At 60.9% G+C, this 24,769-nt stretch carries 24 protein-coding genes and 2 pseudogenes; 12 read left to right on the forward strand and 14 right to left on the reverse strand.

The genetic code is table 11. From position 1 onward, the window contains the following. A complete protein-coding gene (locus O3W47_RS01655) occupies positions 1-678 on the reverse strand; it encodes an NnrU family protein (RefSeq protein ID WP_269312788.1) in 678 nt (225 codons plus the stop codon). Between the two features lie 12 nt (positions 679-690). After that, complete coding sequence (locus tag O3W47_RS01660; protein ID WP_269312789.1) at positions 691-846, reverse strand: hypothetical protein; 156 nt, start codon at positions 844-846, stop codon at positions 691-693. A gap of 138 nt (positions 847-984) precedes the next feature. On the opposite strand from O3W47_RS01660, the gene O3W47_RS01665 reads away from it, so the two are divergent. From O3W47_RS01665 to O3W47_RS01700, 8 genes are all read left to right on the forward strand, one after another. Continuing rightward, positions 985-1,518 carry a cytochrome c oxidase subunit 3 gene (locus O3W47_RS01665; protein WP_269312790.1) on the forward strand — a complete coding sequence of 178 codons (534 nt, stop codon included), beginning with the start codon at positions 985-987 and terminating at the stop codon, positions 1,516-1,518. Between the two features lie 5 nt (positions 1,519-1,523). Further along, complete coding sequence (locus O3W47_RS01670) at positions 1,524-1,814, forward strand: hypothetical protein (protein WP_065117942.1); 291 nt, start codon at positions 1,524-1,526, stop codon at positions 1,812-1,814. A gap of 178 nt (positions 1,815-1,992) precedes the next feature. Beyond that, positions 1,993-2,445 carry a c-type cytochrome gene (locus O3W47_RS01675; RefSeq protein WP_046800955.1) on the forward strand — a complete coding sequence of 151 codons (453 nt, stop codon included), beginning with the start codon at positions 1,993-1,995 and terminating at the stop codon, positions 2,443-2,445. A gap of 24 nt (positions 2,446-2,469) precedes the next feature. After that, positions 2,470-3,816, forward strand: a complete 1,347-nt coding sequence (locus tag O3W47_RS01680; RefSeq protein WP_110758675.1) for a nitric-oxide reductase large subunit — start codon at positions 2,470-2,472, stop codon at positions 3,814-3,816. Positions 3,817-3,880: 64 nt separating this feature from the next. After that, positions 3,881-4,693, forward strand: coding sequence for a CbbQ/NirQ/NorQ/GpvN family protein (locus O3W47_RS01685; RefSeq protein ID WP_080821062.1), 813 nt, complete (start codon positions 3,881-3,883; stop codon positions 4,691-4,693). A gap of 67 nt (positions 4,694-4,760) precedes the next feature. Continuing rightward, positions 4,761-6,659, forward strand: coding sequence for a nitric oxide reductase activation protein NorD (locus O3W47_RS01690; protein WP_269312791.1), 1,899 nt, complete (start codon positions 4,761-4,763; stop codon positions 6,657-6,659). A gap of 143 nt (positions 6,660-6,802) precedes the next feature. Further along, entirely contained in the window at positions 6,803-7,108 is a 306-nt protein-coding gene (locus O3W47_RS01695) for a DUF2249 domain-containing protein (protein WP_269312792.1), read from the forward strand. A gap of 78 nt (positions 7,109-7,186) precedes the next feature. Next, positions 7,187-7,720 carry a DUF2249 domain-containing protein gene (locus O3W47_RS01700; RefSeq protein ID WP_080820475.1) on the forward strand — a complete coding sequence of 178 codons (534 nt, stop codon included), beginning with the start codon at positions 7,187-7,189 and terminating at the stop codon, positions 7,718-7,720. Positions 7,721-7,801: 81 nt separating this feature from the next. Here O3W47_RS01700 and O3W47_RS01705 read toward each other — a convergent pair. Further along, a pseudogene (locus O3W47_RS01705) lies at positions 7,802-9,032 on the reverse strand (NnrS family protein). Between the two features lie 236 nt (positions 9,033-9,268). Between O3W47_RS01705 and nirK the strand changes: the two are divergent. The 3 genes from nirK to O3W47_RS01720 all read left to right on the forward strand — a co-directional run bounded on the left by nirK (position 9,269) and on the right by O3W47_RS01720 (position 12,287). Continuing rightward, complete coding sequence (nirK, locus tag O3W47_RS01710; RefSeq protein WP_135398404.1) at positions 9,269-10,411, forward strand: copper-containing nitrite reductase; 1,143 nt, start codon at positions 9,269-9,271, stop codon at positions 10,409-10,411. 110 nt (positions 10,412-10,521) lie between these two features. Then, positions 10,522-11,436 carry a formylglycine-generating enzyme family protein gene (locus O3W47_RS01715; RefSeq protein ID WP_269312793.1) on the forward strand — a complete coding sequence of 305 codons (915 nt, stop codon included), beginning with the start codon at positions 10,522-10,524 and terminating at the stop codon, positions 11,434-11,436. Between the two features lie 149 nt (positions 11,437-11,585). Further along, positions 11,586-12,287 carry a Crp/Fnr family transcriptional regulator gene (locus O3W47_RS01720; protein ID WP_080820468.1) on the forward strand — a complete coding sequence of 234 codons (702 nt, stop codon included), beginning with the start codon at positions 11,586-11,588 and terminating at the stop codon, positions 12,285-12,287. Positions 12,288-12,320: 33 nt separating this feature from the next. On the opposite strand, the pseudogene O3W47_RS01725 reads toward O3W47_RS01720, so the two are convergent. The 11 genes and pseudogenes from O3W47_RS01725 to O3W47_RS01775 form a co-directional block, all read right to left on the reverse strand. Next, a pseudogene (locus O3W47_RS01725) lies at positions 12,321-12,715 on the reverse strand (c-type cytochrome). A gap of 69 nt (positions 12,716-12,784) precedes the next feature. Continuing rightward, positions 12,785-13,345 carry a gluconate 2-dehydrogenase subunit 3 family protein gene (locus O3W47_RS01730; protein WP_269312794.1) on the reverse strand — a complete coding sequence of 187 codons (561 nt, stop codon included), beginning with the start codon at positions 13,343-13,345 and terminating at the stop codon, positions 12,785-12,787. Beyond that, entirely contained in the window at positions 13,345-15,030 is a 1,686-nt protein-coding gene (locus O3W47_RS01735) for a GMC oxidoreductase (RefSeq protein ID WP_135398396.1), read from the reverse strand. The genes O3W47_RS01730 and O3W47_RS01735 overlap by 1 nt, the downstream gene beginning before the upstream one ends. Positions 15,031-15,180: 150 nt before the next feature. Further along, entirely contained in the window at positions 15,181-16,035 is an 855-nt protein-coding gene (locus tag O3W47_RS01740) for a sugar phosphate isomerase/epimerase family protein (protein ID WP_316965193.1), read from the reverse strand. A gap of 129 nt (positions 16,036-16,164) precedes the next feature. After that, on the reverse strand, positions 16,165-17,334 hold the full coding sequence (locus O3W47_RS01745) for a Gfo/Idh/MocA family protein (RefSeq protein WP_269312795.1): 1,170 nt from the start codon (positions 17,332-17,334) through the stop codon (positions 16,165-16,167). A gap of 11 nt (positions 17,335-17,345) precedes the next feature. Continuing rightward, entirely contained in the window at positions 17,346-18,395 is a 1,050-nt protein-coding gene (locus O3W47_RS01750; RefSeq protein WP_269312796.1) for a sugar phosphate isomerase/epimerase family protein, read from the reverse strand. Positions 18,396-18,428: 33 nt separating this feature from the next. Continuing rightward, entirely contained in the window at positions 18,429-19,451 is a 1,023-nt protein-coding gene (locus O3W47_RS01755; protein WP_269312797.1) for a LacI family DNA-binding transcriptional regulator, read from the reverse strand. A 3-nt stretch (positions 19,452-19,454) separates the two neighbouring features. Beyond that, complete coding sequence (locus O3W47_RS01760) at positions 19,455-20,423, reverse strand: ABC transporter permease (protein WP_269312798.1); 969 nt, start codon at positions 20,421-20,423, stop codon at positions 19,455-19,457. A 1-nt stretch (position 20,424) separates the two neighbouring features. Next, positions 20,425-21,369, reverse strand: coding sequence for an ABC transporter permease (locus O3W47_RS01765; RefSeq protein WP_269312799.1), 945 nt, complete (start codon positions 21,367-21,369; stop codon positions 20,425-20,427). Continuing rightward, a complete protein-coding gene (locus tag O3W47_RS01770) occupies positions 21,366-22,859 on the reverse strand; it encodes a sugar ABC transporter ATP-binding protein (RefSeq protein WP_269312800.1) in 1,494 nt (497 codons plus the stop codon). The genes O3W47_RS01765 and O3W47_RS01770 overlap by 4 nt, the downstream gene beginning before the upstream one ends. 103 nt (positions 22,860-22,962) lie before the next feature. Then, complete coding sequence (locus O3W47_RS01775) at positions 22,963-23,985, reverse strand: substrate-binding domain-containing protein (RefSeq protein WP_135398383.1); 1,023 nt, start codon at positions 23,983-23,985, stop codon at positions 22,963-22,965. 304 nt (positions 23,986-24,289) lie between these two features. On the opposite strand from O3W47_RS01775, the gene O3W47_RS01780 reads away from it, so the two are divergent. Then, entirely contained in the window at positions 24,290-24,685 is a 396-nt protein-coding gene (locus O3W47_RS01780; protein ID WP_080820451.1) for a (R)-mandelonitrile lyase, read from the forward strand. Positions 24,686-24,769 lie beyond the last annotated feature (84 nt).

A 24,769-nucleotide genomic window follows, 5' to 3' on the forward strand; every position in this document is an offset into this window, starting at 1 on the left:
TCAGAAATAGGCCATGGGGTCTGCGCCAAAGAGCGCGGCATGGCCGCCGGCCAGCAGCCACCAGACCGTCAACCCTGTCAGCACCGCGGCTAGCAACATCGGCCCGTCCACGGCGAGGCGCGTTTTGCCGGAAAGGATTGCTGCGAAAGGGATCGTTGCGTTTTCAGCAGCCGCCGCGCTCCATGCATTACCCAGTCTTTTCCGCGCGCGTTTTTCGGTCATCACCATCCCGCCAAGCGAAAACAGCGCAAAACCGCCGAACAGGATGACGGAACGCAGATCGCCATTCGGCACGACATGCCCCAGAGACCAGAACAGGAAACCGACAAGCACCGGATGCCGCGTGATGCGCACGATTGCCCCCGGTTTATCTCCCTGCCGCACGGAAATGGAGAGCGGATTGACGCTGAGAAGGCCGGCCAGCACGAAAAACAGACCAATCGGCGCTGCCAGAAACGTGACATGCGCCTGCCAGGGCGCGACATCCCAGAGCGGAATATAATCCACCGACAGCGCGGCATAAAACACCCAGCCCAGCGCCAGAAGCGAGACCACGGAATAAGCCCCGAAATAGGCGGGCCGGCCAATGGCCGCAATCAACCGGCCACGCACGGCAGGTACGGCGGGAATGGAATGCAGCGCCACAAAAAGCGAAAGAGCGGCGACAAGTTCAAGCATGCGTCTGCTTTCTCACTGGTTCAGGAACAGCACCGAAGCAATGGCCACGGAGGCAAGTACGGCGGAAACCGCGCCCATGCGCTGCAACACACCCATACGGTACAACAGCACGGCAAAGCCAATGATAATAGGGGTTGCGACAATCAGCCCGATCTGCGCGTCGTTCATGGGAAGCTCCATTTTTCCAGAGTTGCGCTTTGTCATGACAATAGGACTTTGCGCGCTCCCTTCTTTGACCGACCGCAAAGAAGCTGGGTTTGAGGACGCCTAAGCGTGGCTTGCTGTTTTACAATTACGGGCGAGGCCATGGCGATCAATACGGAAGAGGAAAGCGGAAACCTGCTTTTGTGGATTCTGGTCTGGAGCGAACTTGCCGCTTTCGGCGCGCTGACCGGCGCCTTCATCATCGCCTTCGCCTTCAACCCTGATGCATTCGCCGCCGCGCGCCAACATCTGCAGCCGCAGCTTGCCGGCCTCAACACACTGATTTTGCTGGCAAGCGGCTGGCAGGCGGCCGTCGCGGCCAGCCGCCACACCGCGCTGCCGGGCAAAAGGCGGGCGCTTGTCCTTGCCGGCCTGCTGGGTTTCGCTTTCGTCGGTGTGAAACTCCATGAATATTCCACCGAAATCGCCTTCGCATCCGATCCCGCCTATGACGCTTTCTTCGAGCTTTATTTCCTGCTCACCGGTTTCCACCTGCTGCATGTCGTCTTCGTGGCCGTGCTGCTGTTTCTCGTCGCAGTCTTCCCGAAAAACGAGAACGTCACGCTGGTGACGACGCTGTGGCATGTCATCGATCTGGTCTGGATCGTCATTTTTCCCATCATCTATCTGGTTTGACAGTCATGATCCACCGCACCTCCCGCCAGCTTGCAAGAAGTTTTGCAGTGCTCGCCATTCTTGTTCTCGCCGGTACGGCCGTCGTCACCTCGTGGAAGGCAGCGCTTCTGCCGCCGGTTGCCGCCGCCTGCCTGATGCTGCTTTTCGCGCTCATGAAATCCAGACGCGTCATCGACGACTTTCTGGGTTTTGGCGAAGAGCGGGGCCTGCTGCGCACGGCACTTCTGGCATGGCCCGCAATCTTCGCCGCCGCAGCCCTTTTGCGGGCGTTCCTGCAGGGCATTTTGTCGCTCTGAAAAGGCGGACCACACCACCTCTCCACTTGTTTGCCAAATGGCAAAGAACGCCGGCGGCCAGCGGCTAGAAAGGCTTCAGACCCCACCGCATTCCGCCAGCCTGCTGGCAAATCCCGGCAAGAGGGTTCGATCAAGCCAGTCCGCATAAGCGGTCTTCCGGATGGAAAGGACCATTGGCATGGCAGAACGCCTGACCAAAACAGGAGCGCGAAACGTCTTTTACGGCGGCTCCATCTTCTTCTTCGCCATATTCGTCGGGCTGACCGCCCATAGCCATTATTACATGCGCACCACATCGACGGATGAAAGCACACTGACGGAAAGCGTCGCGCGCGGCAAACACGTGTGGGAGAAAAATTCCTGCATCAACTGTCACACGCTGCTCGGCGAAGGCGCCTACTTCGCGCCCGAACTCGGCAATGTCTGGAAGCGCTATGGCGGCGTGGAAGACAAGGAGACGGCGCGCGATTCCATCAAGGCCTGGATGGCCGCCCAGCCCACCGGCATCGAGGGCCGGCGCCAGATGCCGCAGTTCAATCTCACCGAACAGGAACTCGATGATCTCGTCGACTTCCTCGAATGGACGAGCCGGATCAAGACGCAGAACTGGCCGCCGAACGATGCGGGTTGAGGTTGACGGCAAGGAGATGACGAGATGAAATACCAGACGCAAAAAGTCGCCATGCTGTATTTTTACGGCGCAATCGGGCTGTTCGTGGCGCAGATCCTGTTCGGCGTCATCGCCGCGACGATCTACGTGCTGCCCAACACGCTTTCCGAGCTTCTGCCCTTCAACATCGTGCGCATGATCCACACCAATGCGCTGGTCGTGTGGCTGTTGATGGGCTTCATGGGCTCGACCTTCTATCTTCTGCCAGAAGAGACGGAAACGGAGCTTTACAGCCCCAAGCTCGCCATCGCCCAGTTCTGGATCTTCCTGGTGGCCGCCGCGGTTGCCGTGGTCGGTTATATGTTTCGCATCCATGAAGGCCGCGAATTCCTCGAACAGCCCTTCGCCATCAAGGTCGGCATCGTGCTTGTCGTTTTGATGTTCCTGTTCAACATCACCATGACGGCGCTGAAGGGCCGCAAGACCACCGTCATCAACATCCTGCTCTTCGGTCTCTGGGGTCTGGCGATCTTCTTCCTCTTCGCCTTTTACAACCCCATCAACCTGGCGCTCGACAAGATGTACTGGTGGTACGTCATCCATCTGTGGGTGGAAGGCGTGTGGGAACTGATCATGGCGTCGATCCTCGCCTTCCTGATGATCAAGCTCAACGGCATCGACCGCGAAGTGGTGGAAAAATGGCTCTATGTCATCGTCGGTCTTGCCCTGTTCTCGGGCATTCTCGGCACGGGCCACCATTATTACTGGATCGGCGCGCCGGGTTACTGGCAGTGGATCGGCTCGCTGTTCTCGACGCTGGAAGTGGCCCCCTTCTTCACCATGGTCATCTTCACCTTCGTCATGACCTGGAAGGCTGGCCGCAAACATGAGAACCGCGCCGCGCTTCTGTGGTCGATCGGCTGCTCGGTCATGGCCTTCTTCGGTGCCGGCGTCTGGGGCTTCCTGCACACGCTGTCTTCGGTGAACTACTACACCCACGGCACGCAGCTTACCGCCGCTCACGGGCACCTCGCCTTCTTCGGCGCCTATGTGATGCTGAACCTTGCGATGATGGCCTATGCCATCCCCGAAATGAAGAAACGCGCGCCCTACAACCAGTGGCTTTCGATGACGAGCTTCTGGGTCATGTGCACGGCCATGTCGGTGATGACCTTCGCGCTGACATTCGCCGGCGTGGTGCAGATCCAGCTTCAGCGGGTCATGGGCGAAAGCTTCATGGATGTGCAGGACCAGCTGGCGATCTTCTACTGGATCCGTCTCGGTTCTGGTTTCGCGGTTCTCATTTCGGCGGTCATGTTCATCTGGGCAATCCTGGTACCGGGCAAGCAGAAACAGGGCGACGTTGCCCGCCTCGTGCAGCCCGCCGAATGAGAAACGGACCGGCTCTCCTTTTCCCCGGAGAGCCGGTTCCTTATCAACAAACATGGAGATGACCATGAATACGATATTCCGTCCGATCCCTCAGCCCCAGCCGGACACGCCGTTCTACACACCGCTCGGCAATGAATGCACGCTGTTCGAAAGCGCCTGGGTGCGGCAATTGCCGCTGCTGCTGAAAGGCCCGACCGGTTGCGGCAAGACCCGTTTCGTCAGCCACATGGCAGCGAAACTCGGCCTGCCGCTTTCCACCGTTTCGTGCCACGACGATCTTGCTGCCGCTGATCTGACCGGCCGTTACCTGCTGAAAGGCGGCGAAACCGTGTGGATGGACGGCCCGCTGACGAGGTCCGTGCGCCAGGGCGGCATATGTTACCTCGACGAGATCGTTGAGGCGCGCAAGGATGTGGCTGTCGTGCTGCATCCCCTCACCGATGATCGCCGCATCCTGCCATTGGAACGCACCGGCGAAGTGCTGGAAGCGCCCTCCGGCTTCATGCTCGTCGTGTCCTATAATCCCGGATACCAGAACCTTTTAAAGAGCCTGAAGCCCAGCACCCGCCAGCGTTTCGTCGCCATTGAATTCGATTTTCTGCCCAAGGAGCAGGAAATCGCCGTCGTTTCGCATGAAAGCGGGCTGGATGCGCGCGATGTCGAGCCGCTCGTCGATCTTGCCCACCGGCTGCGCGGCCTGAAGGGCCATGACCTTGAGGAAGGCGTCTCCACCCGTCTGCTCGTTTATTGCGCCAGCCTCATCGATACCGGCCTTCCCGCCCGTCAGGCCGTGCGCGCGACCATGATCGAACCGCTGACTGACGAGCCGGATGTGAAGGCCGCGCTGCATGAAGTCGCGGATGCGATCATTCGATAGGCGCTTTGATATCCACACCGGATTGCGCGGCCCCGCGTGTTCCGGTCCGATGCCATGAGGATAAACCATGCTGGACTTTCTGGAACTGGAAGAAACCGTCGGCCGCGCCTGGCACAGGCTGATCGGCGAAACCGGCACATGGCTGCGCTTCCCGGATCATGCCGTGAAGCTGGAAGATATGCAGGCCGTGCTGGCCATATGTTTCCGCGGTTTTGGCGGTGAACATGCGGTGCAGATCGCGCCGGCCCGCGCCCGCACTTCCAGCCACCGGCTGAGGCTGCGCCAGCGCATGGGTCTTGGCGAAGAGAAGCTCGCCCAGCCCGGACGTGATCATGCCACGCTGATGCTGCCGCCGGTGCTCGATCTGTTTCCCGACCGCCACCTCAATCGCGATCTTTATCTCTGGCTCGCTGCCGCCATGGCGATGATGCCGCTTGAACCGGTTGCGGCGGCAGATCCGTTGGGCAACGATCTTGCCCGGCTCGACCGCGCCGCAGAACTGGCAAATGCCGTCATCCATGCCTTCCCCGGAATGAAGACCCGGTATCGCCGGCTTTGCGCCGCCATGCTCGCGGTGCGGCAGAAACGGCCGCTGCCCCAGACGGAGCAGCAGGTGGAACAACGGGTGCTTTCCATGCTCGCCAATGCGGCAGGGATCGAGGGCCATGCGCCACCCGCCGGTCTTCCGGAAAAAGCGCCGCCGCGCTACCTGCCGATGCTGCCGGTGCCGCTATGGCCGGACACACTGCTGCGCGAAACATCCGAGGTCCGGCAAAGCGAGGACCAGCCGGCAGCGGGCGCCGCGCCGCAGGGGGTGGAGGCCGCCCGCCATATCGCCGTGCGCGAAAAGGCCGAGAACCGCCAGACCGAACGCAGCCCCTTCATCCTCAACCGTTTCGAAAAAATCCTCGCCATGGCGGAAATGGTCAATGTCGACCGGCCGGGTGACGACAGCGACGATGCCGACGGCAGCGCGGCGGACGAGCTTGACGATATGACGCTGGGTGAAAGAAAGGGGCGGCCTTCCGCCCGCTTCCACTTCGATCTCGACCTGCCGCCTGAAGCACTGAACCATACCCCGCTGACAGCGGAGCTGACCTATCCCGAATGGGATTATCGCAGCGGTACCTATCTCGCCGATCATTGCCGGGTCATCGCCGGTCCGGCGAAAGACGCCGAGACGGCACCGGAACCCGGCCCGGACACCAAAAGCCTCATCCGCCGCGTCAGGCGGCAATTCGAGGTGCTGCGGCCACGTCACGAGATGCTACGCGCCCAGCTTGACGGCAATGATCTCGATCTTGACGCCGTGGTTCGCGCCAGAAGCGATATCGCCGCCGGAGGACAGGGCAGCGACCGCATTCATATGGCAAGCCGCCCACAGGCACATGATCTTGCCGTAACGATCCTCGTCGATGTGTCGCTATCGACCGATGCCTGGTTCGACAATCGCCGGGTGCTCGATGTGGAGAAGGAAGCCCTGCTGGTGCTTGCCCACGGGCTTTCCGCCTGTGGCGACAGTCACTCCATCTTGACCTTCACCTCCCGCCGCCGTTCCTGGGTGCGGGTGGAGACGGTGAAGGATTTCGATGAGCCGATGGGCCACGCTGTCGAGCGGCGCATCGCGGCGCTGAAACCCGGTTTCTACACCCGCATCGGCCCCGCCATCCGCCACGCCAGCGCCAAGCTGCATGAAAGGCCGGAGCGCCGAAAGCTGCTTCTGCTGCTGACGGATGGCAAGCCGAACGATGTCGATCACTACGAAGGCCGCTTCGCCATCGAGGACAGCCGCCGCGCGGTTTCCGAAGCCAGGCGTTCGGGCGTCAGCGTTTTCGGCGTAACGGTCGACAGCAAGGCGCAATCCTATATTCCGGCCATGTTCGGCCAGAACGGTTATGCCATCGTCAGCAGGATCGCCAAGCTGCCATCGGCGCTGCCGGCAATCTATCGCAGCCTTGCCGGCTGATTGTCGCGCAGACGGACCTGACGAATCTCAGGTTTGTTTGCGCGGCGACAATGTCTCCCGAAAGCACGGCGGATAGGTTTTTCCGGTCCGCCGGCCGGCCGCACCGCCGGACATAGTTTCATCCGCGGCCATGGAGCCAGCCTATGTCCGAAGCCCAATCCGCAACCAATATCGATGTACGCATCATTCCGCATCGCGAACGCCATCCGCGCATTTTCGGTGCGCTCGGCGCATTGGCTCAAGGGCAATCGCTGCAGATCACCAGCGATCACGATCCCCGTCCGCTGCTTTACCAGCTCGCCACCAATTTCCCCGGCGAATTCGGCTGGGAATATCTCGAACAGGGTCCGGAAGTCTGGCGTCTTGATATCGGCCGGCTGGAAGAACAGGCCGAAGGTTCCGAGGAGGATATGTCCGGCTGCGAATGCTGCTGCGGTTCCGAGCATTGACCCCAGCGCCAGCGGCATGGTGAAAAGACCTCTGGCGGATGGCCCTTGCCGCCGCCAGCCGACAGATGAGGTGATGCAATGACGGAAATGATCAGGGAACTCGATGTCCGGCCGCTTTTGCTGAGCGGCGGCGAGCCCTTTCCGGCCATCATGGAAGCCGTGGCCGGGCTTGCTCCCGGCGAGGCGCTGCGATTATACGCCACCTTCCGGCCCGTTCCGCTGTTCAAGGTGATGGCAGAGCGCGGTTTCGACCATCAGGTCAGGGAAATCGGCGGCGGCGACTGGGAAGTGCTGTTTACGCCGCAATCCACTGAGACCGAACAGATTTCCGTTTCGCCGGCGCTTGCAGGCAATGCCGAGGAGCCGCAGATATGGCCCGATCCGGTCATCTATCTCGATCTCAGCGACGAGACGACCGAAGGCCAGGCGAGCCGCACGCTTGCCGCACTCGACCGTCTTCCGCCGGGTGCCGTGATCTTCGTGCTGATGCCGCAGGAGCCGACTTTCCTTTACCCGGAACTTCTGGCCCGGGGCCATCAATGGGCCGGCAATTTCGACGAGGCGCGCACCGCGTTCCGCATCTTCATCCGCGCCGGTGCCGGCGCGCATTAAGCCATAAATCAAATTCCCCGAAACCGAACCGCCCCGGAAGTTGCCTCCGGGGCGGTTCGTTTTAGCGGCGTCGCAAGCAATCTAGGCTTTCAGCGGTTTGCGCTCGCGCATCAGGATCGGCCCATATTCAATGCAGAAGAGACCGAAACCCACGATCCAGAAGAGCGCCGAGCAAGCGTAAAGATGCATCATCGCACCGGGGAAGAACTCGGCTGCCGGTCTCAGCAGTGCGCAGGCGATCAGCGCCACGTAAGCGGCGATGGTGACCCTGCTGGCCGCAAGCTTGCGCCCGGTATGACCAAGGCTCGCTCTCGTCATGACAGCAAGCATCATGCAGCCGATGACGCCGACGGTGAAGACATGCAGGACGGAGCGTGTGTCCATGACGTCAAGAGCCGCCAGCGCTATGGTAATGAAACCGACGGGAATGAAGGCATAGGCCACATGCAGCACCACCAGCACCTGCTCCGGCCAAGTCGTCCAGCCGCGCCAGCGGATCAGACGCACGGCGTGCATGAGAGCTGCCAGAAGCGCCGTTGGCACTGCCACGATGCTTTCGGGCTCTATCGTCCAGACAGCCAGCGCCGCGATGCCGGTGAGGATGGCGGCGGTATCGAAGCGGTTATAGGGCACGGGGAAATCCGTGCGGCCGAAACGGTTCAGCCAGTTGCGGGTAAAACTCGGCACGATGCGGCCGCCGACGATGATGACAAGAACCGTGTAGGCCGAGACCGCAAGGCGGGTCGCGATCAGGCTATGATCTCCCCCAATCGCCGCAACGTGGAATACAATGTTGGCGACGGAAAGCGCCAGTAGTCCGCCCAGCACCTTCAGGTCTTTCCATTTGCGCCCGGCAATGACCTCGCGCGCGCAGATCGCCAGAAGCGCCGGCAGGAAAAGCCCGTCCACGGCTGCGGCAGTGACCACCCACATGGTCCGGCACAAGCAGGAAAAGCCGGCCGGCGCACCAGAGCGCAAACAGCCACACCAAGGGTTTGCCCGACACCGGCAGCCGCCCCGTCCAGTTCGGCACGGCCGTCAAAAGAAAGCCCGCCAACACCGCCGAGGCAAAACCGAACAGCATCTCATGGGCATGCCAGTTCGGTGCGCCGTAATCCCCGCCGAGGTCGATGAAGCCGGAAAGGGCTGCGATCCACAACACCATCGCCACGATGGCCCAGAGGGCGCCGCCGAGGAAAAACGGCCGGAAGCCGTAAGAAAAGATAACCGGGCCGGTGCGCGCCAGCCCTCGTGGAATGCCGCCCTTTGGCCGGCTGCGCCCTTGGGTGAGAACAGTTTCGCTGCCACTCATTATAATGCTCCTTGCTTGGTCTTGACATATGTCTAGACCCAAGCCCGTCCGGCTTCTTTGCGAACAGGCAAAGAGGCGGTGCGACGCTTCCACACCGGCCTTCAGCCGCCTGCCAAAATGTCGCAGGGTGCCGAAAGCGAAGTTTGCTCCATCTCAAATTGTATTTCCGCCTCTCCGCTACAAATGCTGTGACAGAGCGAAACATGCTCTGCCCCAAGAGGGATAGGAGAAGAATGATGACGGAAACCTTCCACATCACACGGCGTAATATTCTCGCAGGCGCAGCATTTGCAGGGGCTATAGCTCCCGTCATCATGCCATCGGCAGCGAGCGCGGCAGAGGAAAAGAAGGCCGCAGCCAAGCCATTGACGAGCGCTGAGATTGCAGCACTGCCTCGCGTAAAAGTTGATCTCGTCAGACCGCCCTTCGTGCATGCCCACACGCAGAAAGCCGAAGGCGGACCGAAGATCGTTGAGTTCACGCTCACGATCAAAGAACAGAAGATGATCCTCGACGACAAGGGCACCGAGGTCCACGCCATGACCTTCAACGGTTCGGTTCCCGGGCCTCTGATGGTGGTGCACCAGGACGACTATGTCGAACTGACCCTCATCAACCCCGACACCAATGAGCTGCAGCACAATATCGATTTCCACTCGGCCACCGGCGCGCTCGGCGGCGGCGGGCTCACCATCGTCAACCCCGGTGAAAAGGCGATCCTGCGCTTCAAGGCCACCAAGGCCGGCGTCTTCGTCTATCACTGCGCACCTCCCGGCATGGTGCCGTGGCACGTCACCTCGGGCATGAATGGCGCGATCATGGTACTGCCGCGTGAGGGCCTGACGGACGGCCACGGCAAGGAGCTTGTTTATGACAAGATCTATTATGTCGGCGAGCAGGACTTCTACATCCCGCGCGACGAGAACGGCAATTTCAAGAAATATGAAAGCGCCGGCGATGCAATGGCCGACACGCTGGAGGTGATGCGCAAGCTGACGCCGACCCACATCGTCTTCAATGGCGCAGTCGGTGCCCTGACCGGGGAACATGCCCTTCAGGCCGCCGTTGGCGAGAAGGTGCTGATCGTCCATTCGCAGGCAAACCGTGATACCCGTCCGCACCTCATCGGCGGCCATGGCGATTATGTCTGGGCGACGGGCAAGTTCCGCAACCCACCGGATCTCGACCAGGAAACCTGGTTCATTCCCGGCGGCACGGCGGGTGCGGCCTTCTACACCTTCGAGCAGCCCGGCATCTACGCTTATGTCAACCACAACCTCATTGAAGCCTTCGAGCTGGGTGCAGCCGCCCACTTCAAGGTGACGGGTGAGTGGAACAACAGCCTGATGCAGGCGGTGCTCGCCCCCTCGAGCATCTGACACAAACGGGAGCGCCCCCCGCCGCCAGCGATCGCGGCGCGCTCCCCTTCTGCTATGCGGCCTGAAAGCAGGCCCGAACTTTGGCGTCTTCTCGACGCAGGCAGGTTCCCATGGGCATTCCCGGCAACAGTCACTTCCCAAATGCCGTCTCGCTTCTTCTCCCGCTCTCGATTGCAACACTGCTGGCAACGGCCATCGGTTTCCAGTCCGGGATCATCCGCAGCGGCGCTGATGACCGCGCGGCCATGATGGCTCCACAGGTCGTTACAGTGCCCGCCGGACATTTCACCTACCGGGCGGAGGGCGAATATTTCCGCAATGGTTATGCCGTCGATGGGCCGATGGTCGACGTGGCGATGCGGCAAAATCTGACGATCATGAAATATCAGGTGTCGAGCGCGGATTATGCGCGCTGCGTGGCGGAAGGCGGCTGCCAGCAGCCGGAACCCGGCTTTGCCGCTCCGGTCGGCGGCGAGATACCGGCAACCGGTATCAGCCAGGACGACGCCCACGCCTATGCAAAGTGGTTGAGCGAGCGGACAGGCGAGGTCTGGCGCCTGCCGAGCGACGCTGAATTGGCTTTCGCCGCCGGCTCGCTTTTCCCGGATGAGACGCTAGGTGTCGCCGCGGACAGTGAAAATCCGGCTTTGCGCTGGCTGGCGGATTACGAGCGGCAGACCAGCCGCAAGGCCTCCAACCCCGTTCCGCAATCCTATGGCAGCTTCGGCGAAAACGAATATGGCCTTGCCGATTTCGGCGGCAACGTCTGGGAATGGACATCGAGCTGCAGCCACCGTGTGACGCTCGGCAAGGATGGTGAGGCGATCGATAGCGTCGCCTCCTGCGGTATCCCGGTCGCTTCGGGAAAACACCGGGCGGCGATGAGCGCCTTCGTCAAAAACCCGAAAAGCGGCGGCTGCGCCGTTGGCGTACCGCCTGATAATCTCGGGTTCAGGCTCGTAAGAGACACACGCTGGTACGCGCCACTTCTCGAAAAGCTTCGTGCCACCACCCTGTTTTCTTGATAATCGTCAATTAAAACAAGCGCTTGATTTATATCATTTGAACTTCTCCCGCCGGTGATAGTGCTGTATGCTGACAATACAGAAAAGGCCGATCCCCGATTGCCAATGCAATCACCTTGAGGATCGTCCGATCACCGGAGAGGGTGCAAGTGAAGATTGACCGAAGCGTCATCCGGTCGCTGGCCTTGTTTGCCAAGATGGCCGACGATGAGCTGGACGGACTGCTGACCCACGCCACATCCCGGCTGGTGCCGCCGGGTGAAGCCATTTTCGAGCAGGGCCAGTCGGCAACGCATTTCTTCCTGCTTATCCACGGCCGCCTGAAGGTGACGCAGGTGACGCATGACGGCCAGCAGATCATCGTGCGCGTGGTGCATCCCGGTGATCTCTTCGGTTTCGCAAGAGCGCTGCAACGGTCCGATTATCCCGGCACCGCCACGACGGCTGCCGAAAGCGTCATCCTGTCATGGCAGACGGACCTCTGGCCGCAATTCGTCGAACAGAACCCACATCTTGCCGTCTCCGCCATGCAGACGATCGGCCAGCGTCTCGAGGAAGCCCATACGCGCATCCGCGAGATGTCGACGCAGGAAGTGGAGCGCCGGGTGGCCCATGCCGTGCTGCGCCTTTCGCAGCAGGCAGGCCGCAAGGAGGAAGACGGCATCCGTATCGATTTCCCGATCTCGCGGCAGGATATCGCCGAGATGACCGGCACCACACTGCACACCGTCTCCCGCATCCTATCCAGCTGGGAGAGCAAGGGGCTGGTGCAGGGCGGGCGGCAGAAGCTTCTGGTCTGCAATCTGCCGGGGCTTGCTCAGTTGGCAGAGGGCGAAACCAGCCAGGTGTAGCGCGCAGACGCCCGCCGGACAGTCCCGCCGCTGTCAATCGGCCGGCTTCGAAGCCGCGCTTTCGATATAGGCGATGAGATTGTCCAGATCTTCCGGCTTGCTGATGCCGGCCAGCGCCATCTTGTTTCCGGGTATTTTCTTTTTCGGCGCGCTCAGGAAATCCCGCAATTCTTCGGGCGTCCAGACAAGACCGTCCTCGCCCGCTTTTTTCATCGCTGCCGAATAATTATAGTCAGGCGCGCCGCCCGCTGCGCGGCCGATGATGCCGTTAAGCTGCGGGCCGACCCGGTTTTTCGCGCCCTCGCCGATGGCGTGGCAGGCGGAACAGCGCTTGAAGACCGCCTCCCCTTGGCAACATCGCCTTCCGAAAGAGCGGGAATGGCGCTTGCAGTCAGCATTGCCGCCGCGATGATTATTGTCTTGCGCATCGTGTCATCCTTGTCTTGCCGCATAAATACGGCCCGCCCGCAAAGCGGACGGGCCGGAGGTCGCTCTGTTCAGGTCGTACCCCAGGCGGGCGTACCCTTCTTATAGGGAACGCGGTCTTCGAAACCGCCGGGAATTTCGTCATAAACGAGCACTTCCGTGGCGCCGATCTTCGAGGTGAAGAAACCAAGCAGCGTCAACTGCTTGACGAGCGTGAAGGCGTGCGGCTTTGCCGGCGTCTGTTCCGCCTTGGCCTGCTTGTCCAGCGCGGCAAGCAGCGCCTGCCGTTGTTTTGGCGTCAGCTCCAGAAAGCCCTTCTTGTGGTCGGTCTGGCTGCGCTTCTCGATATCGGAAATTGCCGAAAGGAAGAGTGTCCGCTGTTCGTCGGTGTAGCAATCAGCCGCATAGACGGCCATGAATGCTCCCACTTCAGCATCCTTCGCACCCGGCGTGGAGGTGCGGGGAATAATGGTTTCCGCCACCTCGTCCAGAAACCGGATTTCTTCCACGGTGAAGACATGAGCACTACCGGTTGGTTTGGTAGCGTTTTCGGCGGCCGTCAGAACATCCGCGCCGATCAGCGGAAGGCCGGTGGCAATGGCTATCAGTTTCAGCAGTTCGCGTCTGTTCATCACAGGTTCCCCTTCTTGCGTTCGGAAACGGCAAAATCGGCCGCACGCGCCGTCAGCGCCATGTAGGTCAGGGACGGGTTGACGCAGGAAGCCGAAGTCATACAGGCGCCATCGGTGACAAAGACGTTGGGCGCATCCCAGACCTGGTTGTTGCCGTTGAGGACGGAGGTTTTCGGGTCGCGGCCCATGCGGGCTGTTCCCATTTCATGGATACCCATGCCGGGGGCGTAACTGCCCCTGGAGGGTTTGACGTTCTTGATACCAACCGCCTCGAACATCTCGACGGCGTCATTGACCATGTCTTCGCGCATATCGAGTTCGTTCTGCTTCATCTCGACATTCATTGACAGGACCGGCAGGCCCCACTTGTCCTTTTTGTCTTGATCCAGTTTCACGCGGTTCTCATGATAGGGCAGCATTTCGCCGAAGGCGGTCATGCCGATGGTCCAGCCACCGGGCTCTGTCAGCGCCTCCTTGTAATCGGCACCGATATTGAGTTCGGCGATTTCCCGCTCCCAGCGCGAACGGCTGGCCGAACCCTGATACCCGAAACCGCGCAGATATTTGCGCTTGTCGTCGCCGGTATTGCGGAAACGCGGAATGTAGAAGCCCGCCGGGCGGCGACCCTTGAAGTAGAAGTCCTCGAAGCCTTCCACCTGGCCGGTGGCGCCCATGCGGAAATGGTGGTCCATCACGTTATGGCCGAGTTCGCCCGAGCTGCTTCCAAGTCCGCCTTCCCAGACATCGGTGGCCGAGTTCATCAGCACCCATGTCGAGTTCAGCGTCGAGGCGTTGAGGAAGATGATATCGGCGGTATATTCATAGGTCAGGTTCGTCTCGGCATCGATGATCTCGACGCCACGCGCCTTCTTCTTGTCCTTGTCATACAAGATTTCCTTGACGATGGAGAAAGGCCTGAGCGTAAGATTGCCGGTGGCGACCGCCGCAGGCAGGGTCGATGCCTGCGTGCTGAAATAGCCGCCGAAGGGACAGCCCAGCCGACACTTGTTGCGGAACTGACAGCGCGTGCGTTCCTGGTCGGGAAGCTCCTGGGTGATGTTGGCGCAACGCGAATTGATGAGGTGGCGCGTACCATTGAACGCCTTCTTCAGTCGGCTTGCGACATCCTGCTCCACAAAATTGAGCGGAATGGGCGGCAGGAATTCGCCATCGGGAAGAATATCCAGCCCCTCACGGCTGCCGGAGATGCCGGCAAAACGCTCGACATAATCATACCAGGGAGAAACATCCTCATAGCGGATGGGCCAGTCAACGGCGATACCGTCTTTCGCATTGGCCTCGAAATCGGTCTGCGACCAGCGGTAGGTCTGGCGTCCCCAGAGCAGCGAGCGGCCGCCGACGTGATAGCCGCGGAACCAGTCGAAGCGCTTTTCTTCGACATAGGGCGTTTCCTGCTCATCGGCCCACATGCCGAGCGTCGCCTCTTCCAGCAGGTAATCGCGGCTGAGGACGGGATATTTCGCCTTCATCTCCTGCGTGGCGCGGTTGCGATGGGGGTAATCCCAGGCCTCCTTGTCCGCATTCTGATAGTCGGTGACGTGCTCGATATTGCGGCCGCGCTCCAGCATCAGGACCTTCAGGCCCTTTTGCGTGAGTTCCTTTGCGGCCCAGCCTCCACTGATGCCCGAGCCGACAACAATCGCATCATAATGATTGTTTGCCATGATAACTCCTCCGATGTGAGCTTGGAAAAAACGACAGGGCAAAGCGCTTCCCGTCGCGGCGCGGCGGAAACTGGTCATGCGTCTGTCGAACCTCATGCGCCCCGACGAAACCGGCCGCCGGGGAGCGGTTCTGGTTTTTACTTGCAGTGTTTACTGAATGGTCGGCAGGTGTTCGTTGAGGAACGCGTTGCCCTTGGTCACCACCGCTTCGGCATCGAGCGGAAGGTCGTGTTCAAGGATGAACCATTTTGCGCCGGCATGTTTGGCCGCCGGCAGGATCGTCTTCCAGTCGAGAACGCCGGTGCCCAGTGTGGCGAAGCCGCGCTCGTTTTCCGCCGTACCGGCCGGTGCATTGTCCTTGGCGTGGATGGCAAAAACCTTGCCTTTCAAGGTGCCGAGGAATTCGGCCGGATCGTTGCCGCTGCGCGCCACCCAGGCGACATCGACTTCGGCCTGCAGCTTCGGGCCTGCCGCGTCGAGCAAAAGCTCAAGCGCCGTCTTGCCGTCGAATTTGACCATCTCGAAGTCATGGTTGTGATAGGCCATGGAGAGGCCTGCTGCGGAAAGCTTGTCCGCGTAACCGCCAAGCTCCTTGCCGAAGGCGGTCCAGCCGGCGGCGTCCTTCGGGCGGTCTTCCGGCTTCAGGAACGGCACGGTGACGACGGGATTACCGACAGCCTTCTGTTCGGTGATGACCTCATCGAGATTGCCGCGCAGCTTGTCGATCGGCACATGCGAGGAAATGACCTTGATCTTGTGCTTTTCCAGCAATGTGTTCAGCTCGCCGGCGCTGACCTTCTGCATATCCACCGTTTCCACGGCGGAGACGCCGGCGCGGTTGAGAATGGCAAGCTGCTCCTCCAGCGTTCCGGAATTGCGCAGCGTGTACATCTGCGCGGCAATCGGCAGTACCTTACTGTCATCGGCAAAAACCGGATTTGCGAAACCGGCCGCCAGTCCAACGACGAATGCCATGCCAGCGAATTTTGACTTGAACGTTTTCAAACGCGTAACTCCCTTTCCGTTTGATCAATGTGACGACACGCGTGCCCTCGCCTTTCCCGGCTGTCTGGCCGGGTCATGCCGGGCACCGCCTCCTGTGCCCTGCGTCCTCCGTCCCCGATATTGGGCGAGCTAGATGTCGATCCCGACCCAGGACGAGGTCCGACTGGACCGGACGGCCGCATCGATGAATGCGAGACCCGCAAGGCCGTCCTCTATGCCGGGGTAAATCACTTCCCCGGCGGCCGTTTTTCCCTCCCTCTTTACGATGATTGCGTCTGCGGCTTCGCGGTAGATCGTCGCAAAACCCTCGAGATATCCCTCCGGGTGCCCTGACGGCACGCGGCTGACACGGTTGGCGGCATCGCCTGCGCCTGCGCCGTTGCGGGTGATAAGCCGCTTAGGCTCGCCATAAGGCGTGAACCACAGCTCGTCCGGCACCCGGTGGTGCCATTCAAGGCCGCCTTTATCGCCATAGACCCGCAGCGACAGCGCGTTTTCATTGCCGACCGCGATCTGGCTCGCCCAGAGCATTCCCTTGGCGCCGCTTTCATAACGCAGCAGAATATTGGCGCTGTCATCCAGCTGCCGGCCCGGAACGAACGACGTCAGATCGGCATAAAGGCTGCTTGGGATTTCACCCGTCACAAAGGCGGCGGCGTTGAAAGCGTGCGTGCCGATATCGCCGATTGCCCCGCCAGCGCCGGAACGGCTGGGGTCGGTGCGCCATTCCGCACCCTTTGCGCCGGTCTTTTCAACGGCTTCGGTCAGCCAGTCCTGCGCATATTCGGCCTGAACATGGCGCAGCTTGCCGATTTCGCCACTCGCCACCATTTCCCGCATCTGCCGCAGCATCGGGTAGCCGGTGTAATTATGCGTCAGAACGAACAGGCTGTCGGACGCCCTGACGATCTCGGCCAGCGCTTTTGCTTCCTCCAGCGTCGCGGTAACCGGCTTGTCGCAGATGACGTGGATGCCGGCTTCGAGAAAGGCCTTGGACGGGGCAAAATGCAGATGGTTCGGCGTGACGATGGCGACCGCCTCGATACCGTCCTCGCGTCCAGCCTCGGCCGCCGCCATGTCCTCGAACGAGGCATAGGAGCGCTCCGGCGCAATGCCGAGCAGGGTTGCCGAAGCGGCTGCACGCGCGGGGTCGGAGGAAAGCGCGCCGGCCACCAGCTCGTAACGGTCATCCAGCCGGGCCGCGATGCGATGCACCGCACCGATAAAGGCGCCCTGACCACCGCCGACCATGCCGAGACGAATACGGCGGCTATCGAATTTTGCTATCGTGGAGGACATGAAATTTCCTTTCAGAGACCGAGAAGGCGACGATTGGCGGCATCATCGATTCCGCTCTTGGCGAAATCGTCGAAAGCCCGTTCGGTCACGCGGATGATGTGGTTTTCAATGAAGCCGGCGCCTTCACGCGCGCCGTCTTCCGGGTGTTTCAGCGCGCATTCCCACTCCAGCACCGCCCAACCGTCGAAATCATATTGGGTCAGCTTGGAGAACACCGCGCCGAAATCGACATGCCCGTCGCCGAGAGAGCGGAAACGTCCAGGCCGGTCGACCCAGCTCTGATAACCGCCATAAACGCCGGAACGGCCAGTCGGATTGAACTCGGCATCCTTGACGTGAAAGGCACGGATACGCTCGTGGTAAACGTCGATGAAACCGAGATAATCCATCGCCTGCAGCACGAAATGCGAGGGATCATAGAGCAGGTTGGCACGCGGGTGATTTCCGGTGGCGTCAAGGAAACGCTCGAAGGTAACGCCATCATGCAGGTCCTCGCCCGGATGCAGCTCGTAGCAGAGATCGATGCCATTCTCTTCGAAGGCATCGAGAATGGGTGTCCAGCGCTTGCCGAGTTCAGCAAAGGCCATTTCGACAAGCCCGGCCGGACGCTGCGGCCACGGATAAACGAACGGCCAGGCAAGCGCGCCGGAGAAAGTCGCATGGCTCTTGAGGCCAAGGTGCTGCGAGGCTTTCGCCGCATACTTCAGCTGATTGACGGCCCATTCCTGCCGCGCCTGCGGTTTTCCGCGCAATTCAACTGGGGCGAAACCATCGAACATTTCATCATAAACGGGATGAACGGCGACAAGCTGGCCCTGAATATGGGTTGAAAGCTCGGTGATCTCGATGCCGATCTCGGCCAGACGGCCCTTGATATCGTCGCAATAGGTCTTGGAGGCGGCGGCCTTTTCCAGATCGAAGAGTTTGGGATCGGTCGGCACCTGAATGCCCTTGTAACCGAGCGAAGCCGCCCATTGGCCGAGATTGTCGAGCGTGTCGAAGGGGGCTTTGTCCCCGACAAATTGCGCGAGGAAAATCGCCGGGCCTTTGATCGTCTTCATGTCCTTACACTCCTTGCATTCACAGTCTGGCCGCTACCGATGCGGCGGGCGGCAGGGCGCGACCGAGCCGCGCACCACCAGTTCCGTATCCAGCACGATGGTTTCAGCCGTGTGTTTTCCGTTCAATCTTTCCACCATCAGCGCCATGGCCCTGCGGCCCATTTCCTGGCGGGGCTGGCGCACCGTCGTCAGCGGCGGCTCAAACGCATTGGCGAAGATGATGTCGTCGAAGCCGATGACGGAGACGTCGGCCGGAACCGAAACGCCACGCGCCCGCAACTCGCTGATCGCGCCAATGGCCATCTGGTCGCTCGATGCGAAGATCGCGGTGAAGGCGGTGCCGCCTTCAAGAAGGCTACCAATTGCCTGACGTCCGGCCTCGATGCTGTAATCACCCGTCACCACCAGTTCGTCGGCATAAGCGATGCCGGCTTCGGCAAGTGCATCGCGGTAACCGTCGAAACGCTCCTGCGCCAGACTTTCCGGGAACGGACCGGCCAGATGCACGATCCTTTGATGTCCCGCCTCGATGAGGTGGCGCATGGCGTTTTTGGAGGCGGCGCGGTTGTCCACCTTGACGGTCGGCAGCGCGAGGCCGGGCACCGTTTCCGACGCGATGACAATCGGCGGCAGGGCATCGCCCTGATCGAGAAGCTCGGCGGGAAACTGGCCGGTCATCAGGATCAGGCCGTCGGCATGTTTCTGGCGCACCATGTCGATATGGGTCGCCACGCGGTTCTCGTCGTTGCGGGCATCGCCCATCAGCACCTTGAAGCCCGCCTCGCCCGCCGCTTCTTCCACGCCCTTGTAGATTTCGAGATAAAACGGGTTGCCAATATCGCGAACGAGAAGGATGACGGTGTTGTTGGACTGACGGCGGAAGCTGGCCGCCTGCGCATTGGGAACGAAGTTCGCCTGCCGCACGGCGTCGAAAACCTTCTTCCTGGTTTCCGGGCGAACCTTGTCGGGTTGCTGCAGCGCCCGCGATACGGTCGCGATGGAAACGCCCGCGAGAGCTGCAACTTCCCTGATATTCGAACCTTGGTCTTTGCTCATCTGTCACACACGCAACTGCTTTTGGCGGCCATAAAGCAGCATCAGCGCTAGCAACGTGACACCGAATATGATCTGCCGTGCCCATACATCGAGGTTGAGCGTTATCAGTACGCTTTGCAGAATGGTGAGTGCAACTGCCCCGGCCATGGTTCCGACATATCCGCCTGCACCGCCGGCAAGCGAGGTGCCGCCGATGACGACCGCGATGATCGACGGAAGCACATATTGGTCGCCAACGGAGATGAAGGACGTGCCGGTGTAACCTATGACGCACACCCCGGTCAGCCCGGCAAACAGGCCGGAAAGGCCATAAAGCAGCGTGCGGATCAAAGAGACGGGCAATCCGGTGAGCGTCGCCGCCCGCTCGTTCGAGCCGATGGCATAAATGGCGAAACCGAAGGCCGTCCGGCGCAGCACGAACAGCATGATCGCGGCGATGCCCAGCCAGACGAAAAGCACGCCGGGAATGCCGAAGATGAGCGGCTGGTTGATGAAGCCCGCCAGCAGGGGTGCGGCCGCACCTGACGGAACACCCTGCGAATAGACGACCAACCCGCCCTGAATGACGGCCGTCATGCCAAGCGTCATGACCAGCGGCGGAATGCGTACGAAGGTGATGCCGAGGCCGTTGATGAGGCCGATCAGGAAGGGAATGCCGCTGGCAACGAGAATGGCAAGCGGAATGCCGGCATTCTGGCCGTTCATCATATTGCCGGCAAGGACGGCGCCCAGCGAGATCATCGCGCCGACGGAAAGGTCGATGCCTTCACGGCCGCCGAGGATGACGAGGTTCTGGCCCGCCGCGACGATGCCGAGAATGGCGGCAATCGTCAGCAGCCGCACGATCTGCGAGCCCTGCGCGAAGCCGGGCGACAGCAATTCGCCGACCAGCAGCAGGAAGGCCGATGCGCCAATGGCGATGGTCAGGGGATCGGTGAGGAGGGTTTTGATTTGCAAGCCGGGATTGGTCATATCAACGCCTCGTCACCAGAACACCGCCGGCCAGCGCCGTCAGCACGATCAAACCCTGCACCAGTGTCTGGTACTCGAAAGGCAGGCCCGCAAAGAAAATCACATTGCCAATCATGCCCAGCACCAGCGCGCCAGCAATCGACCCTGTCGAGCTGCCGAAACCGCCGGAAAGTGCGGTGCCGCCCAGAACCACCGCCGAGATGGAAGACAGCGCCAGACTTGCACCAAGCAGAGGGTCGCCGGAAGCAGTCTCACCGGTGAGGCAGAGCGCCGCCAGCGCCGAGAACAGGCCGGAAATCATATATGCGCCGATGCGGATACCCGAAAGGCGCAGACCCGTCTGGAAGGCCCCCGTGCGATTGCCGCCGACGGCAAGCAGATGCGTGTGGAAAGGAATGCGCGACACGATGAGGGTGAAGGCGATGCCCCCAATCAGCACCCACAGCACAAAGGGCAAACCGATGAAGCTGCCGGAATAGGTCTGCCAATAGGCTTCCGGCACCGGAAGACCTGCCTGCGGCAAGACCCAGATCGCCAGACCGGCAAAGATGATGCCGGTCGCGAAGGTGGTGACGATCGGCTGGAAGCGCAGGCCGGAAATGAAGAAACCATTGACCAGTCCACACAGCAGCCCGACAGCCGCACCCGCCGCCATGCCGGCGAAGACGGCGCCTGTCGTGCCGCCGAGTGCGGCGATGACGCTGACGGTGACGACATTGGCGAGCGCCACGATGCTGCCGACTGAAAGATCGATATCTCCGGCCAGAATGACGTAGGTCTGGCCGATGGCGACCAGGATCAGCGGCAAAAACGTCGTCAGGTTCGATTGCAGCACGGAGGGCTGAACGAAGGATGGCTGCAGAAACGTGTTCACGGCGATGAGAAGCGCCAGTACGACGAGGGTGATGACCCATGGCTGCCTGCGCAGAAAACCGGAGGCGCTCATGCGGCATCTCCATAGGCGGCGCGGGTCATGTTTACGGATGTCATGTCGGCTCCGGTCAGTTCCGCAGAAATGCGTCCACCGTTGAACACAAGAATGCGGTCGGCATATTCGAGGATTTCCGCATCCTCCGAGGAATAAAGAAGGATGGTCGCGCCAGCATCGGCCTGCTGCCGCATCAGGGCGAAGAGATCCGCTTTCGCGCCAAGATCGATGCCCTTGGTCGGGTCGTCGAGCAGCAGCAGTTTCGGTGCTGTGGCGAGCCAGCGGGAGATGAAAATCTTCTGCTGGTTGCCGCCCGAAAGCGTGCCGATCGGCATATCGAGGCCGGCGAACTTCGTCTTCATGTCGTTCGCGACCTTCTGCACGCGCGGCTTCAGCGTCGTGGGACGGACCAACCGCATCTTTTCGCGCACCATCAGCGCCGCGACGAGATTTTCGAAGATCGACCGGCCCTGAAGGGAAGCGTCACGGCCACGGTCGCCAGAGACATAGGCAAAACCACTATGAACCGCCTGCGAAGGCTTGCCGATGGTGATTTCACGACCCTCAAACCGGATTTGGCCGGTAGCAAATGGGCTGGCGCCGAAAAGACCCTTCAGCAAGGCCGACTGGCCCTGACCCTGCAAGCTGGCCAGACCGACGATTTCGCCCGGATAGGCTTCCAGAGAGACACCGCGAACGCCCTCACCCGCCACATCCGTCAGCTTCAGGCTCGGCGCAGCAGCCGAACGCCCGTTCTGACGGGCAGGAGCGGCCCGAACATCGCCGACCATGTCATGCACGACGGCTTCGCGGGTGGTTGCCGCCGTATCGAGTTCGGAAATCGTCGCACCGTTGCGCATGACGGTGATGCGGTCGCAGACGGCGAAAACCTCGTCGAGACGATGGGAAATCATGATGGTGGAGACACCGTCGGCCTTCTTGGCCCGGAGAATCTCGAAAAAGCGCTGGGACTGGCGGCCATCGAGCGCCGCCGTCGCCTCGTCCATGATCATCAGGCTGGCATTCTGGGCGAAGACCTTGAGGATTTCGACCAGCTGGCGCTGATCCGGCGGCAGATTGCCAACGATTGCGTCCGGCTCCAGCCCCTCGCCCGCCACGCCGTCAAACAGCGCGATTAGTTTCGCCGCTTCGGCTTTCAGGACTTTGCCGTCAACAAAAATGCCACGTTTCGGCTCGCGGCCGAGAAAGATGTTATCGGCGACGGAAAGCTGCGGAATGAGGCTCAGCTCCTGATAAAACAGGGCGATGCCGGCATTTTCCGCGTCACGCGGGCTTTTGAAGCGCACTTCCGCGCCGTTGAACCGGATCGTGCCGCTGGTTGGCGCGACCGCGCCCGCAACGATCTTGCAAAGCGTGCTCTTGCCGCAACCATTGGCGCCCAGCAGCGCGTGAATTTCACCGCGACCGACGGTCAGCCTGCCGGCGGAAAGCGCGCGCACGGCGCCAAAATTCTTCGTTATGCCGGCCGCTTCCAAAGCGTTCGCCATCGCAAGTCCCCGAATAATGCTTGTCACAGGCGGATGGCCAAGGCCCGGTCCGCACTCGAAATTCTGGTTCGGGCCGGCGCTGGCCGCCGACCCGAAACGGCTCTTACTTGAAGAACTCGCCGGCCTGTTCCGGCGTCACGGTTGCCGTGACTGACCAGTAACCAGGCTTGCCATCGGCGGCCTTGATGTTGTCGGCAAGGTTGTCGTTGCTGACGAAGGGGATCGGAATATAGATGGCGTTACCATAGGTGCCGCCGAAAATGCCGTCCTTGAATTCCTTGCCCTGCAGCTTCAGGACAGCGACGTTGAGCGCGCTGGCCATAACGCCCGGAGGATTGACCGAAGCGCCGGAATTGAACTTTTCCTTTTCCCAGCGGGTCATGAAGTCCTTGCGGATTTCACCGGTCGCGGCAATGTCCTTGGTCTTGCCGGCGGCTTCGATGGCGCGCCATGCGCCGTCCGCCATGCCGTCCTGCACCCAGACGCCGCTGATGTCGGGATAGGTGGCAAGCAGGTTCTGCATGGCCTGCTGGCCCTGCGCCTGATCCCAGCTCGCATTGGCTTCGTTCAGCACCTTGATATCGGGGTATTTCTTGAACACTTCGCGGTAACCGGCGACGCGGGCTTCGTTGGCGGGATTGCCGGCGATGCCATTGATGGCGACGACGCTTCCCTTGCCCTTAAGTGCATCCGCAAGCCACTGCGCGGACTGTGCCGCCCATGCCTTCTGGTCGATGCCGACATAGATCGCATCCTTGGAGGACACTTCGGCGTCAGTCGCGATAACGAGAATGTTGCGTGCCTTTGCCTGCGCGAAGATCGGATCGAAGGCCGTCGGGCTGCCGGGGTTGATGAGGATCGCATCAACGCCCTGGTTCATGAAATTGCGGATATGACCGATCTGCCCCTGCACATCGACATTGCCGCTCTGAACGACGACTTCGACCTTGACGCCCTTTTCGCCCCACGCTTTCGCGGCGGCCTGAGCCTCTTCGATCATCTGCGTGCGCCATTCGCTGCCGACGAAAGAATTGGAAAGACCGATCTTGAAGCTCTGCTCCTGGGCATGCGCCGACGTGCCCGCCGCCAGCATCATCGCGGCAGCAGCCATCAAATGTCTAAACATGAAATTTGCTCCTCCAAGCACGGTTTTTAACAAATGAAACCGTTTACATCGACGAATGTAACCGTTTTCATAAATGAGTCAATCCCGAGAATGATTTTTATCGGAGGGTGTGGAACGGTGGCGGATGAGCGGTTCCGACCTGCGGAAAAGACATGAAAAATCGGGACATGGGCCGGAACCATCGCGGCACGGAGCTTCGGAAAACGTCCTTGGCCGGCAGATCATATCGGTTTTCATTTCACTGTGGACAATGGGAGGATTCCCGCTTCAAATCGCCTCGAGTCAGCCATCAGGAGAATGACCAATGGAAATATTGCGCGCAGGAACACGGGCATCGGCGAAAGGCCCCGAGGCATGGTTCACGGGACAGGTCCGCATCGATCCCCTCTTCAACCCCTTTGATGCCGAGCGGGTTCAGGGCGCTCAGGTCACCTTCGAACCCGGCGCCCGCACCGCCTGGCATACCCATCCCCTCGGCCAGACCCTGATTGTGGTTTCCGGCCTCGGGCGGGCGCAGCGCGAAGGCGGCCCGGTGGAGGAAATCCGTCCCGGTGATGTCATATGGTTCGCACCGGGCGAAAGGCACTGGCACGGTGCCGCACCCGATGTCGCCATGACCCATATTGCACTTCAGGAGGTCAAGGACGGCAAGGTGGTGGACTGGATGGAACAGGTGACGGATGACCAATATGGCGGCTGACGCGGATGTGCCGGCGTGGCGGATGAATAGCCCGTAACAGTGCGGCAGCGTCGACCGGCGACGAAACATCCGCAACCAATGGCG

It is taken from the genome of Agrobacterium sp. LMR679 (genome assembly GCF_027157905.1).
GTDB lineage: Bacteria > Pseudomonadota > Alphaproteobacteria > Rhizobiales > Rhizobiaceae > Agrobacterium > Agrobacterium leguminum.